The following is a 12,931-nucleotide window of genomic DNA, read 5'->3' as shown; positions in this document are numbered from 1 at the left end:
CGGCCCGGCAGGGCGTCAGGAAGCCGCCGCCGGCGCCGGAGCGGGGGTCAGCGGCTCGCCGTTCAGCTCGGTCTCGTCCTTGAGGGACCACCACAGTTCGCCGTCGCACGTCAGGTAGGGCACCCAGGTGCCGCCGACGGCACCGCCCTTCTCCAGAACCTCCGCGACCTCGGTGAGGTACGCCGACAGCGACGGCCAGCCGCCTTCGAACACGCCGCAGTCGTCGTGGTACGCCATGCCCAGACGGCCCTGGTCCGGACCGGGGCGCATATCGATGATCTGGGCGTCGCCGTCGCTCTGCGCCCACGGGACCCACTGCGGGTGCCACCACGGCTCCTCGTCCTCGGGCTCCCGGCCCTCCCCGTCGGCGCGGTTGGCCTCGTCGATCTCCACGCACATCCGCCAGTGACCGACGATCTCGGAGACCGGCAGGGGCGGGCGGACCGGCAGGCAGTTGGCCCAGTGGCGCAGTCCGTCATGGCAGGCGAGCGAGGCGAGCAGATCGGCCGGGAACCGCACCCCCAGCTCCGCCTGGGCCGCCTCGACCGCCGCCGGACCGGCGGGCGGGGCCAACTCCTCGTAGGAATCGGGTGCGTGGGCGCGCATCCACGCGTCGATGCGCGCCCACGCCTCCCGCACCGCCTCGGCGCGCGCCTCGTCCCCGGCCGTCCTCGTCCCGTCGTCGCTCATACGACCGATCCCACCACACGCCACCGACAGGAGGCCGGCCGGACGTCAGCCCCGGGGCGTACGGCCCCCGCGGTTTCGCCCGTGCCGCGGTCCCGGCCCGCCGGGGCGGTTCCGTCGCGGGCGGCCATCCTGACCGCTCCGGCCGGACGGGGCGCCCTCCACGCCAGGCCGCTCCGCACGAGGAGCGGCCGGACTGCCGCCGGACGTCGCGCAACTCGACGGGGACCCTGCCGGCCCCGGGGCTGATACGGGCGACGACTGCCACGTGGACGGCGAACACCGCGCTCGGGCGGCCCGTTCCTCGTCAGGCGCGAGGAAGGTCTTCAGGCCGCCGGTGCGCGCGGCAGTCGTGGTGTCCGGCGCCAGGCCCCGCCCTCGCGACGAGGCGGCGGAGCCCGCGCCCGCGGGGTGCGGGCCGGCCTGCCCCAGGGCCCCGTACCGGCCGGGCCTCACCCCGTCCGTCGCTCCGCCTCCAGCGTCTCGCGGAGACGCTCCAGGGTGCGGCGCATGGTCTCTGCGTTGTGCGCGCTCCGGTCCCAGACGCCGCTGACCGCCGAACCGAGGAACCACAGGAGCCGGTTCCGCTGGTCCACGGCCGTCTCGGTCACCTCGGTCGCGGTGCCGTCGCCGACCGGACGGAAGCGGTAGTCCCAGGTCGCCACCGGCATCCCCCAGAACCGCACCCGGAAGGTGAACCGTTCACCGGGCCGCGCCACCATCACCCGGCAGCGCGTCGACCAACTGCGCCCGCTCGGGCCTTTGTTGACACCCTTGAACTCGGCGCCCACCGGTGCGGGCCCGACGCCCGCCGCCGTCCGCACGCACTCCGGACTCCACCGGCCCATCGACGCCACGTCGGCGACCCGCTCGTAGACCGCCTTCGGCTCCGCCTCGATCACGGCCGCCACGGAGACCTCCGCTGTGCTCCTCACGTCCCTCAACCCCCTCAGTCGTACAACGCGTCAGCAGGACCACCCCAGCCAACCAAAGCCGCCCCGGCCCGGCCACCCTCCAGCCCCCGGGGAGACCACCCTCACGTGTACTACCGTCCGGAGGATGAGCGAGAACGTGTACGTGGGTGACGCCCCCACGGAGGCCGCGCTGGACGCCGGGTGGATCATGGGCCACTTCAAGGCGCCGGACGACCCGCGCCACAACGAGGCCGTGGAGATCAAATGGGGCGTCCACGAGGCCGGCGACCGACGCGCCGCCTGGGTGCGGGGCGAGGAACGGCAGGCGCTGCTCGTCCTCGTCAGCGGCCGCTTCCGCATGGAGTTCCCCGGCCGGGACGTGGTCCTGAGTGAACAGGGGCAGTACGTGATCTGGGGCAAGGGCGTCGACCACTCCTGGGAGGCCGAGGAGCCGTCGGTCGTCATGACGGTGCGCTGGCCCTCCGTGCCGGGCTACCGCGTCCCGGAGACCGCGGCCGGGTAGCGCGCCGCCGTCCCGCGCCGCGCCCCGACGCGGCACCCCCCGGACCGCCCTCTCCGGGCCACCCCCGTACGGAGCGGGGGGACGACCCCGGCGGGGAGCGGTGAGGAGAGGGCGGAGGGTGGCGCCGAGGGGTCGGCGGAGGGCGCGTCGGCCGGGGTGGGCGAGCGGCATCCGCTCCGCCCGCACACCCACGCGCCCGCCTCTCGGCTCCGACCGTCAGCTACCCGGCACCGTCCGCGCCACCCTTGGTGTCACCCGAACGTGCGGGGCGTTCCGGGGGCGTGACCAGCGCATTCACGGCGGGGCATGGCGGTCGTGACGGTGACCCCGGTCATGGACGTCAGGACGCCACGGCGGTCGCGGCGTGACCGTCGCCGCACGGCGGCCCCGGCGGGTGAGACCGGAGAGGGGTGGCCGGCCGGGCAGAGGGCCGAGCGTGTGTGCCGGGCCGGCGTGGAGTCGCGGGGCTCCGGTGCCTGTCCCTCGGGGCGCTTCGGTCCGCCGGCTCGCCACGCTCGCGACCAGCGGCGCCCCGTCGGTGGGCGAGGTGCCGGCGGACCGGTGGAGTGGCGGGCGGGCCGCCCGCCGCCGGCCGGCCGCACGCAGGAGCGCCCGCCCTCCGGAAGGGAGGGCGGGCGCGCTCTCGGGGCTCCAGGGCCCCGTGCCCCTGTGGTTCTGCGGGTCCGTGGGCCGGGGGCCGTCCGGCCGGCCCGGCCGGGAGGGGTCAGGCGTTCTTGATCGCCGAGATGTCGAAGGCCAGCTTGATCTTGTCGGAGACGAGGACGCCACCGGTCTCCAGGGCCGCGTTCCAGGTCAGGCCCCACTCGGAGCGCAGGATGGAGGCGGTGCCCTCGAAACCGACGCGCTCGTTGCCGAACGGGTCCTTGGCGGCGCCGTTGAACTCCAGGTCGATGGAGAGCGGCCGGGTGGTGCCGAGGATGGTCAGGTCGCCGGTGATCCGGTAGTCGTCCCCGCCGAGCGCCTCCGCCTTCGTGGAGCGGAAGGTCATCTGCGGGAACTCGTCGGTCTTGAAGAAGTCGGCGCTCTTGAGGTGACCGTCGCGGTCGGCGTTGCCGGTGTCGATCGAGTCCATGGTCACGTCGATCCGGGCGGAGGAGTTCGCCGGGTCCGCACCGTCCAGCTCCAGCGTGCCGGTGAAGTCGGCGAAGCCGCCCTTGACGTTGGTGACCATGGCGTGGCGGGCCACGAAGCCGATCGTGGTGTGCGCCGGGTCGATCGTGTAGGTGCCGGTCAGCGCGGCCAGGTCCGGGTTGACGGCGCTGGTCGCGGCGGTCGCGGCGGTGTCGTTCTTGCGGCCGAAGATGCCCATGGTGTGCTCCTTGGGGGACGTGCTCCGGGCGGACTCCGGAGCGGGGGAGAAGCTGTTGAATGTTCAACGAGTTCGACGGTAACGCGTTTCCGTTCAACTTTCAACATCTCTGCTCGGGTGGGTGCTGAACCCTGGCCGAGGCCCTCTGGCGCCGGGCCGGGCCGGCCGGTGCCGGTGAGCGCGTTCCGGGCTTCGGTGGCGCGCGGACGCACGCGGTCGGGGTGCGCCCCCGAGTTGGCTGGAACTGGTGGGTTGGACCCCCTGGTGACACGCGTAGAACTCGGGCACTATGCCTCTGCTCCGCCCCGTACGGCCTCCGCACCACCCCCACGCACCCCCCACCGCCGCGTGCCCCGCACGCCACGCAAGGAGGACCCCATGAAGATCCGCTCGGCGCTGAGCGCCCTCGCCCTCGTCGCGGGAGCCGGGTTCGGCGTCATCGGCACCGCCACCGCCGCCACCGCCGCTCCGGCCCCCGCCGGCGCCGCCGCCGAGTACGGCGCGGCCGTCACCAAGATCACTCATGCCCAGGCCACCTCACGGTTCTCCTCCTCAGGGATCACGTGGTCGTCCTCGGGCGGCTGCTCCAACCGCAACGTCTCGACCTGCACCTCGTTCGACCAGTTGAACCTCGCCTCGGCCCAGGGCGCCCAGACCCTCAAGTCGGCGAGCGGCTGTGCCCTGAGGATCACCGGCGGCACCGAGACCGGCCACGCGAGCGGCACCTACTCGCACTGGAACGGCTACAAGCTCGATTTCGCCAAGGCCACCTGCCTGAACAACTACGTCACCGGTCACTTCACCTACATCGGCCAGCGCGGCGACGGCGCCGCCCAGTACAAGTCCGCCTCTGGCAACATCTACGCCAACGAGGGCAACCACTGGGACGTGACCTTCCACAACTGCGGCGGCTGCTGACCGGCCCGCCGGTCCCCTCCGGGGTCCGCCCGCCGTCCACCTCGGCGGGCGGACCCCGGTCCTCCGGTGGGTGTCAGCCGTCGGGCGCGCCAAGGGATGCCCCGCCCCGGGCGCGTCCGCTTGTGGGGTCCCTACGGGCCGCCGAGCCGTTCGCACGCTCCTCGCCTTTGTCGGAATGCCACAACGCGCACCCCCCGCCAGCAGTCGAATGCGTTGCGTACCCCGATCTTCCTGTGAGACCGCTCCAGGAAAACGGCCTGAGGACTGTGAGGAGTCGACGGCAGATTCCCGGGGCCCGGCTTCGTAGAGTCGCTACATGACCGTTTTGGACGAGACAGCCGAGTCCGGGAGCGAGCCCGCCGACGCACGTGGCCGCGTGGCCGAGCTCCACGCCCTGCGCCAGCGGGCCGAGCAGGGTCCGAGTGAGAAGGCGACGGCGGCGCAGCGCGCCAAGGGCAAGCTGACCGCCCGCGAGCGGATCGCCCTGCTGCTGGACGAGGGCTCGTTCCGCGAGGTCGAGCAGCTCCGCAGGCACCGGGCGACCGGGTTCGGCCTGGAGCAGAAGAAGCCGCACACCGATGGTGTCATCACCGGCTGGGGCACGGTCGAGGGCCGGACGGTCTTCGTCTACGCGCACGACTTCCGGATCTTCGGTGGCGCGCTCGGCGAGGCCCACGCCACGAAGATCCACAAGATCATGGACATGGCCATCGCGGCCGGGGCGCCGCTGGTCTCCCTCAACGACGGCGCGGGCGCCCGCATCCAGGAGGGCGTCTCCGCCCTCGCCGGATACGGCGGCATCTTCCAGCGCAACACCAAGGCGTCCGGGGTCATCCCGCAGATCAGCGTGATGCTCGGCCCGTGCGCGGGTGGCGCCGCCTACAGTCCGGCGCTGACCGACTTCGTCTTCATGGTCCGCGACACCTCGCAGATGTTCATCACCGGCCCGGACGTGGTCCGCGCGGTGACCGGCGAGGAGATCAGCCAGAACGGCCTGGGCGGCGCGGACGTGCACGCCGAGACCTCCGGCGTCTGCCACTTCGCCTACGACGACGAGGAGACGTGCCTCGCCGAGGTGCGCTACCTCCTCTCCCTCCTCCCCCAGAACAACCGGGAGAACCCGCCCGCCGCCGAGACCGACGACCCGGCCGACCGGCGCGGCGACGCCCTCCTCGACCTGGTCCCGGCCGACGGAAACCGGCCGTACGACATGGCCAAGGTCATCGAGGAGCTGGTCGACGACGGCGACCACCTGGAGGTGCACGAGCGCTGGGCGCGGAACATCATCTGCACCCTGGCCCGTCTCGACGGCCAGGTCGTCGGCATCGTCGCCAACCAGCCGCAGGCCCTGGCCGGCGTCCTGGACATCGAGGCCTCCGAGAAGGCCGCCCGCTTCGTGCAGATGTGCGACGCGTTCAACATCCCGATCGTCACCCTCCTCGACGTCCCCGGCTTCCTCCCGGGCGTCGACCAGGAGCACGGCGGCATCATCCGCCACGGCGCCAAGTTGCTGTACGCCTACTGCAACGCCACCGTGCCGCGCATCTCGCTGATCCTGCGCAAGGCGTACGGCGGCGCCTACATCGTCATGGACTCCCAGTCGATCGGCGCCGACCTCACCTACGCCTGGCCCACCAACGAGATCGCCGTGATGGGCGCCGAGGGCGCGGCCAACGTCATCTTCCGCCGCCAGATCGCCGAGGCCGACGACCCCGAGGCGATGCGCGCCCGCATGGTCAAGGAGTACAAGGCCGAGCTGATGCACCCGTACTACGCGGCCGAGCGCGGCCTCGTCGACGACGTCATCGACCCCGCCGAGACCCGCCAGGTCCTCATCGACTCGCTGGCCATGCTCCGCACCAAGCACGCCGACCTGCCCTCCCGCAAGCACGGCAACCCGCCCCAGTGACGGTCCCCGGCCCGGCGGCGGCCACCCCGTCGCCGGCCCCGGCGCGCACCTCACCCTCCCCGCGGACCCACCAGAAGACGGAGAAGCACCCCATGGCCACACCCACCGTTCCGGCCACGCCCGAACAGTTCCTGCGCGTCGAGAAGGGTCACGCCGAGCCCGAGGAACTGGCGGCCATCACCGCCCTGCTGATGGCCCGTGCCGCCGCCACGCCGGCCCCCGCCGCCCCGCACCGAGGCCGCGACCGGGCCGGCTGGCGCCGCCTGGAGCGGACCCCCGGTTTCCGCGCCCCGCACAGCTGGCAGGGCTGAACCGAAGCGCCGCGCGCGGCGCGTCCCGTACACCCCGACGGCCCCCGTCCCCTCCGGAGAACTCCGGGAAGGGCGGGGGCCGTCGGCGTCGTGCGGGACGCGCCGCCGTCAGCGCAGTCGGGCCATGAGGGCGTGTTCGACGAGGGTGATGAGGGCGGATTTGGCGTCGGCGCGGTGGCGTGCGTCGGTGGTGATGATGGGGGCGTCGGGGCCGATCTGGAGGGCTTCGCGTACTTCTTCGGGGGCGTAGGGCTGGTGTCCGTCGAAGCCGTTGAGGGCGATGACGAAGGGGAGTCCGCTGTTCTCGAAGTAGTCGACGGCGGGGAAGCAGTCGGCGAGGCGGCGGGTGTCGACGAGGACGACGGCGCCGATGGCGCCGCGGACGAGGTCGTCCCACATGAACCAGAAGCGGTCCTGTCCGGGGGTGCCGAAGAGGTAGAGGATGAGGTCCTGGTCGAGGGTGATGCGGCCGAAGTCCATGGCGACGGTGGTGGTGGTCTTGTCGCCGGTGTGGGTGAGGTCGTCGATGCCGGCGGATGCGCTGGTCATGACGGCTTCGGTGCGCAGCGGGTTGATCTCCGATACGGCTCCGACGAACGTGGTCTTGCCCACGCCGAAGCCGCCCGCCACCACGATTTTCGCGCTGGTGGTGGAGCGGGCCGCTCCGCCGTTAGAGCTTGCGAAGTCCACTGAGCACCCTTTCGAGCAGTGTCACGTCTGGCTGGCCCCCGGCGTTCTCGTCGCCGCCGGGCTGATGGATGGCGACAAGCCCGGCCTCCGCCAAATCGGCGACGAGGATCCGGGCCACACCAAGGGGTATGGAGAGGAGTGCCGAGATCTCGGCGACCGACTTGATCTCGTGGCACAGGTGGCAGATCCGCTGATGCTCGGGCAACTGCCCCTGCATCCGGGAGGGATCGGCCGTGGTGTGCACCAGCGCCTCGATGGCGAGCTGGTAGCGCGGCCGCGTACGGCCGCCGGTCATCGCGTACGGGCGCACCAGCGGGTTGCTCGCGCCCTGGCCGGCAGACGACGGCGCCCCGCGCTGCTGCGGAGGCTGCACCGGTTCGGTCCGCGGCGCCGGCGGCTGCTGGTACGGCTGCTGCTCGTACGGCTGCCCGTAGGGACCCGGATGGTGGCCCGGGTTCTGGTAAGGCTGCTGGCCGCCTGGCGCGGAGGAGGGGAAGTCGTACGGGTTCGCGGGGGCGTCGTCACCCTGCCCCTGAGGCCGGCCCTGGCCGTAGCCATGGGCCCAGTAGGGCTGCGAGCCGTCGGGGGTTGATGCCACGTCTCCTCCTCCTGCTGTACCGGGCGCCGTCATCGGGAGCCGCGTGGCGAAACTTTACGGCCACGCGGCGTTAAAACGTACTGCCTGTCTGTCAGTTGAGAAGGCTTCCCTGGAGCTCCGCCCGCAGATCGGGGGTGAGTACCGTACCCGCGCGGTCCACGAGAAGGGCCATCTCGTACCCAATGAGACCGATGTCCGCCTCCGGGTGGGCGAGTACCGCGAGGGACGAGCCGTCGGAAATGGACATGATGAAGAGGAATCCCCGCTCCATCTCCACAACTGTCTGATTCACGTCGCCGCCCTCGAAGATCCGGGACGCCCCGGCGGTGAGGGAGGTCAGACCGGACGCGACGGCGGCGAGCTGGTCGGCGCGGTCGCGGGGGAAGCCTTCGGACATCGCCAGAAGGAGTCCGTCGGCGGAGACCACCACCGTGTGCGACACCCCGGGGGTGTTGTCCACGAAATTGGTGATCAACCAGTTCAGGTTCTGTGCCGCCTGGCTCATCGGGCTCACACTAACGCTCCTGGTCGTAGGTGCTGTCAGGCCCGCGGTGCTGATCCGGCGAAGCCTGGCCGTTCGTGTCACTTCCTGCGGTGCGGCCCCGCTGGACGCCGCGGCGCAGGTTGCTGAGCCTGCCCCGCACGTCCTCGGGGTCGCGGGAGACCTGGGGGCCGCCCTGCGGGGTCTGCTCGGCCGTGCCCTCGACCAGGTTGGCCTTCGGCACCCGGCGGGGCAGACCGGAGGACGTCGTCCCCCCGGACTGCGGCCGCTTGAGCTTGCCCGCCTCCATCCAGCGGTCGTCGTTGGACGATCGCCAGTCGTCGTTGTCGCCGCCGTCCACGGAAAGGTTCCGCTCTCCGGACGAGGGCTGCGGCGGTATTCGGCCACCCGGCTCACCCTGGGGCCGGCCCTGCTGCCGACCGGCGCCTCCGGGGGCGCGGCGCGGGAGGCCCGCGTCCGTGACGTCGCCGATGGCGCTCGGCGCGGGGCCGGGCCGCTCGAAGCCCACGCCGCCCGACGAGCCTCCGTCGGCCTGCGGGAAGCCTTCCGCTTCCTGGCCGAACGGGGACGCGTAGCCGTCCTGGTACCCGTTCTGTCCGGGCCAGTCGTCCTGAGCACCGCCGTTTCCGGCGTCGAAGCCGGATTCCGCGTAGCCCTGGTTGGCGGCGTACCCGGAGTACTGGCCCACCTGGCCGCCCTGCGTGCCGTCGGCCGCCGGGAAGCCCTGGCCCTGCCAGTCGGCCTCGTGGCCGCCCTGGGTGCCGGGGACCGCCTGCGAGCCACCGAAGCCCTGGTCGCCGAAGCCGCCGTCGAAACCCTGGCCGGGAACAGCCTGGCGCTCGTCGAATCCGTACTCCCGCGCGTCACCCTGGCCGGGCGCCTCGTCGCGGAAGAGCGGACGGCCGTCGGGGAAGTGGCCCTGGTCGTGCTGGGACTCCAGCGCGGCCCGGCGCTCCTCGCGCAGCAGCGAACGGCCCACCGGGTCCAGGTCCTGGAACTCGCCGGCCTGGTCCGCGCGGTAGCGGTTGTCGTCGAAGCCCAGCTCGGCCGCGGTGCGCAGCGGTGCCACCTCGTGCGCCTGCTGCTCGGGGATGATCGAGGAGACCGTGAACTCGGAGTCCGGGCCGTCCGCGCCACCGCCACCGTGGGTGATCGCGTCCGGGAGCATGACCAGCGAGGTCGTGCCGGCCTGCTCGCCCGAGGGGCGCAGCTGGACCCGGATGCCGTGCCGGTCCGCGAGGCGGCCGACCACGAACAGGCCCATCCGCTGGGAGACCGCCACGTCCACCGTGGGCGGGTTGGCCAGCTTGTGGTTGATGTCGGCGAAGTCCTCGGCGGTCAGGCCGATGCCCTTGTCGTGGATCTCCACCATGACCCGGCCGTCGGGCAGCCGCGTCGCGGTCACCTTCACCTTGGTCTGCGGCGAGGAGAACGTCGTCGCGTTCTCCAGAAGCTCGGCGAGGAGGTGGACGAGGTCGGTCACGGCGCGGCCGTGGATCTCCGCCTCCGGCACCCCGGACATCTCTATGCGCTCGTACTGCTCCACCTCGGAGGAGGCGGCGCGCAACACGTCCACCAGCGGGACCGGCTGGTCCCAGCGGCGGCCCGGCTCCTCACCGGCGAGGACCAGGAGGTTCTCACCGTTGCGGCGCATACGCGTCGCGAGGTGGTCGAGCTTGAAGAGGTTCTCGAGCTGGTCCGGGTCGGCCTCGTTGTTCTCCAGGCCGGTGATCAGCGTCAGCTGGCCCTCGATGAGGGACTGGTTGCGGCGCGAGAGGTTGGTGAAGATCGCGTTGACGTTGCCCCGCAGCAGAGCCTGCTCGGCGGCGAGCCGCACGGCCTCGCGGTGCACCTGGTCGAAGGCGCGGGCGATCTCGCCGATCTCGTCCGTGGAGGTGATCGGGATCGGCTCGACCCGGGTGTCGACCTGGCCCGGATCGGTCCGCGAGAGCTGGTCGACCAGGGACGGCAGCCGCTGCTCGGCCACGCTGAACGCGGCACTGCGCAGCTGGCGCATGGAGCGGCCCATCTGCCGGGCCATCATCGCGGCGATGACCAACGCCGCCAGCAGGGCCAGGATCACCGCGACGCCGGTGATGATCGCGTCACGCTTGGCGTCCGAGGCGATCTGCGCCGCCTCCTGCACCGCGTTCTCGGCGAGATCCGACTCGAGGGTGTGGTACAGGTCGAACTTGGCGGTGGTCTGCGCCCACCACGTCTCGGGCGTCAGCCCCCGCGCGGCCAGGGACTCCGGTGTGCCGGCCGGGTTGACCATCAGCGCGATGGCCTGCTGGCCGGAGGGCGGCGCGACGTAGCGCTCGCCGGCGGCCCGGGCCTCGGAAGCGGCCTCGCGGGCCTGCTTCTCGGCCTTCGCCTCCAGCTCCTTCTGCCCGGCGACCAGCTTCTTCTCGTCCTCCGCCATACCGCTGGAGGTGTACTCCTCGATCGCGATGCCCTCGAGGTAGGCGTAACTGCTGAGCGCGACGCGCTGCTTGCCGAGGCTGGCCGCGTCCGGTCCGGGGTTGACCAGCAGGTGCATGCCGAGTGAGCGCTGGAGCGACAGGGCCGCCTTGGTCAGCGAGATCGCGTAGGAGGTGCGGCCGTAGGTGGTGATGTTGCCGGTGCCCAGACCGAGCTCGTTGGCGAACTCCATCAGCGGGTGCTGGACGGCGACGTAGCCTTCCTCGGTCTCGACGCCCTTCAGCTTCTTCGTGTACGCCGCCTCACGCAGCGGCTCCAGGTTCGGCTCCACGTCGCGGAACGCGTCCAGCCGGCGCTTGAGGCCGGGCTTGTCCGGCATGGAACGGACGGCGACGTCGAACTCCTCACCCGCCGCGTCGGTCGCGGCGCGCGCCTTGACGACCTCGCCGTCGTTCCGCTTGCCCTTGAGGAAGGGTTCGGCGGAGACGTCGCGCTCCTCGATGAGGCGGTTGCCGTAGTTCAGCGCCGCCTCGACGACCCGCGCCGTCTTCTCCGCGTCCTGGGCCTCACGCCAGGTGTCGATGGACCCCGACACCTGGAAGCCGCCGACCACCAGGCCGACCGCCACGGGCAGCAGGAGAATGGCGTTGAGCCGCGCGGGCACCCGCCAGTTGCGTGGGGAGAGCCGATGGTCGCTCCCACGGGGAGCGGCGGCCTCACCCGCGTCCTGAGCGGGAGACGCCGCAGCGCGCTGCGGCGGGGTGAAGTTGCCCCGCGACGGCGGTGCGGGGCTCGTCGTGCTTCGCCTCACTCGACCAACAACCTCTCGGCGGCGGCACCCGGGCGGGGCCGCAGACGTCTCCAGGCCCGTGTGCTACTGGGCAGTTCGACGCATTCCAGCACGTCAGGCGGTGGTCCTCCAAACAGCCTGGAGCGGCTTCACAGGTGGAGCCGCTCCGGAGACAAGCCGGGCATAAACGGTGAGCGGCGGCAAATGCCCGGAAGGTCGTGCGCGCAGCGGCACGGATCGACCGCGACCCGTGGCGGCGCCGAGGTAATTGTCTGTCGAAACGTTATGAACACAGCGGCGGACCGTGTCCAAGGACACAGCCCGCCGCTGGGAGGTCTTCACACAACTTCCTTGGCGACGACTCTACTTGAGTCGGGCCATGAGGGCGTGTTCGACGAGGGTGATGAGGGCGGATTTGGCGTCGGCGCGGTGGCGTGCGTCGGTGGTGATGATGGGGGCGTCGGGGCCGATCTGGAGGGCTTCGCGTACTTCTTCGGGGGCGTAGGGCTGGTGTCCGTCGAAGCCGTTGAGGGCGATGACGAAGGGGAGTCCGCTGTTCTCGAAGTAGTCGACGGCGGGGAAGCAGTCGGCGAGGCGGCGGGTGTCGACGAGGACGACGGCGCCGATGGCGCCGCGGACGAGGTCGTCCCACATGAACCAGAAGCGGTCCTGTCCGGGGGTGCCGAAGAGGTAGAGGATGAGGTCCTGGTCGAGGGTGATGCGGCCGAAGTCCATGGCGACGGTGGTGGTGGTCTTGTCGCCGGTGTGGGTGAGGTCGTCGATGCCGGCGGATGCGCTGGTCATGACGGCTTCGGTGCGCAGCGGGTTGATCTCCGATACGGCTCCGACGAACGTGGTCTTGCCCACGCCGAAGCCGCCCGCCACCACGATTTTCGCGCTGGTGGTGGAGCGGGCCGCTCCGCCGTTAGAGCTTGCGAAGTCCACTGAGCACCCTTTCGAGCAGTGTCACGTCTGGCTGGCCCCCGGCGTTCTCGTCGCCGCCGGGCTGATGGATGGCGACAAGCCCGGCCTCCGCCAAGTCGGCGACGAGGATCCGGGCGACGCCGAGCGGCATCGACAGCAGGGCCGACACCTCCGCCACCGACTTGACCTCACGGCAGAGGTGGCAGATTCGCTGGTGCTCGGGAAGCAGCCCCTGCAACTGCGCCGGGTCGGCCGTCGTGCTGATCAGCGCCTCGATGGCGAGCTGGTAGCGGGGCCTGGTCCGGCCGCCGGTCATCGCGTACGGACGGACCAGCGGTTGATCACCCTCCTCGCCGTACGAGGCATGCTGGGAAGCTCCGTACGGGTCATGAGAGGGACTGGGCGGGGTCATGG

Annotated in this window: 13 protein-coding genes; 4 read left to right on the top strand and 9 right to left on the bottom strand. The window is 71.8% G+C overall.

The window, feature by feature from the left end; genetic code table 11:
• Positions 1-15: 15 nt before the first annotated feature.
• Together Sdia_RS24955 and Sdia_RS24950 are read right to left on the bottom strand one after the other, a co-directional pair.
• On the bottom strand, positions 16-690 hold the full coding sequence (locus Sdia_RS24955; RefSeq protein ID WP_100455099.1) for an SMI1/KNR4 family protein: 675 nt from the start codon (positions 688-690) through the stop codon (positions 16-18).
• A gap of 449 nt (positions 691-1,139) precedes the next feature.
• Entirely contained in the window at positions 1,140-1,622 is a 483-nt protein-coding gene (locus Sdia_RS24950; RefSeq protein ID WP_100455100.1) for an SRPBCC family protein, read from the bottom strand.
• A 124-nt stretch (positions 1,623-1,746) separates the two neighbouring features.
• Between Sdia_RS24950 and Sdia_RS24945 the strand changes: the two genes are divergently transcribed.
• The gene (locus Sdia_RS24945; RefSeq protein WP_100455101.1) at positions 1,747-2,124 is read left to right on the top strand and encodes a cupin domain-containing protein; all 378 of its coding nucleotides are present in this window, start codon (positions 1,747-1,749) and stop codon (positions 2,122-2,124) included.
• A 724-nt stretch (positions 2,125-2,848) separates the two neighbouring features.
• Here Sdia_RS24945 and Sdia_RS24940 read toward each other — a convergent pair.
• Complete coding sequence (locus Sdia_RS24940) at positions 2,849-3,454, bottom strand: YceI family protein (protein WP_115068130.1); 606 nt, start codon at positions 3,452-3,454, stop codon at positions 2,849-2,851.
• Between the two features lie 378 nt (positions 3,455-3,832).
• Here Sdia_RS24940 and Sdia_RS24935 point away from each other — a divergent pair, with 378 nt between their 5' ends.
• From Sdia_RS24935 to Sdia_RS24925, 3 genes are all read left to right on the top strand, one after another.
• A complete protein-coding gene (locus Sdia_RS24935; RefSeq protein ID WP_100455103.1) occupies positions 3,833-4,372 on the top strand; it encodes a hypothetical protein in 540 nt (179 codons plus the stop codon).
• Between the two features lie 316 nt (positions 4,373-4,688).
• Entirely contained in the window at positions 4,689-6,281 is a 1,593-nt protein-coding gene (locus tag Sdia_RS24930; RefSeq protein WP_100455104.1) for an acyl-CoA carboxylase subunit beta, read from the top strand.
• Positions 6,282-6,373: 92 nt separating this feature from the next.
• Complete coding sequence (locus tag Sdia_RS24925; protein ID WP_100455105.1) at positions 6,374-6,592, top strand: acyl-CoA carboxylase subunit epsilon; 219 nt, start codon at positions 6,374-6,376, stop codon at positions 6,590-6,592.
• 108 nt (positions 6,593-6,700) lie between these two features.
• Here Sdia_RS24925 and Sdia_RS24920 read toward each other — a convergent pair whose 3' ends face one another.
• The 6 genes from Sdia_RS24920 to Sdia_RS24895 form a co-directional block, all read right to left on the bottom strand.
• Positions 6,701-7,282 carry a GTP-binding protein gene (locus tag Sdia_RS24920; RefSeq protein ID WP_015507042.1) on the bottom strand — a complete coding sequence of 194 codons (582 nt, stop codon included), beginning with the start codon at positions 7,280-7,282 and terminating at the stop codon, positions 6,701-6,703.
• Positions 7,263-7,880: a DUF742 domain-containing protein gene (locus Sdia_RS24915; RefSeq protein ID WP_100455106.1), complete on the bottom strand. Its 618-nt coding sequence runs from the start codon at positions 7,878-7,880 to the stop codon at positions 7,263-7,265. The genes Sdia_RS24920 and Sdia_RS24915 overlap by 20 nt, the downstream gene beginning before the upstream one ends.
• 91 nt (positions 7,881-7,971) lie before the next feature.
• Positions 7,972-8,385 (bottom strand): roadblock/LC7 domain-containing protein, encoded by a 414-nt coding sequence (locus Sdia_RS24910; protein WP_003951070.1) that lies wholly within the window; start codon positions 8,383-8,385, stop codon positions 7,972-7,974.
• Positions 8,386-8,395: 10 nt separating this feature from the next.
• Positions 8,396-11,467: a nitrate- and nitrite sensing domain-containing protein gene (locus Sdia_RS24905; protein ID WP_181843995.1), complete on the bottom strand. Its 3,072-nt coding sequence runs from the start codon at positions 11,465-11,467 to the stop codon at positions 8,396-8,398.
• A gap of 489 nt (positions 11,468-11,956) precedes the next feature.
• A complete protein-coding gene (locus tag Sdia_RS24900) occupies positions 11,957-12,538 on the bottom strand; it encodes a GTP-binding protein (RefSeq protein ID WP_008417513.1) in 582 nt (193 codons plus the stop codon).
• Positions 12,519-12,929, bottom strand: coding sequence for a DUF742 domain-containing protein (locus tag Sdia_RS24895; RefSeq protein ID WP_003951073.1), 411 nt, complete (start codon positions 12,927-12,929; stop codon positions 12,519-12,521). The genes Sdia_RS24900 and Sdia_RS24895 overlap by 20 nt, the downstream gene beginning before the upstream one ends.
• Between the last annotated feature and the right edge of the window lie 2 nt (positions 12,930-12,931).

Origin of the sequence: Streptomyces diastaticus subsp. diastaticus (assembly GCF_011170125.1) — a bacterium.
GTDB classification, from domain to species: domain Bacteria; phylum Actinomycetota; class Actinomycetes; order Streptomycetales; family Streptomycetaceae; genus Streptomyces; species Streptomyces diastaticus.
Note: the sequence above shows the minus strand (reverse complement) of the source record. Positions and strands in the feature narration are given on the sequence as shown.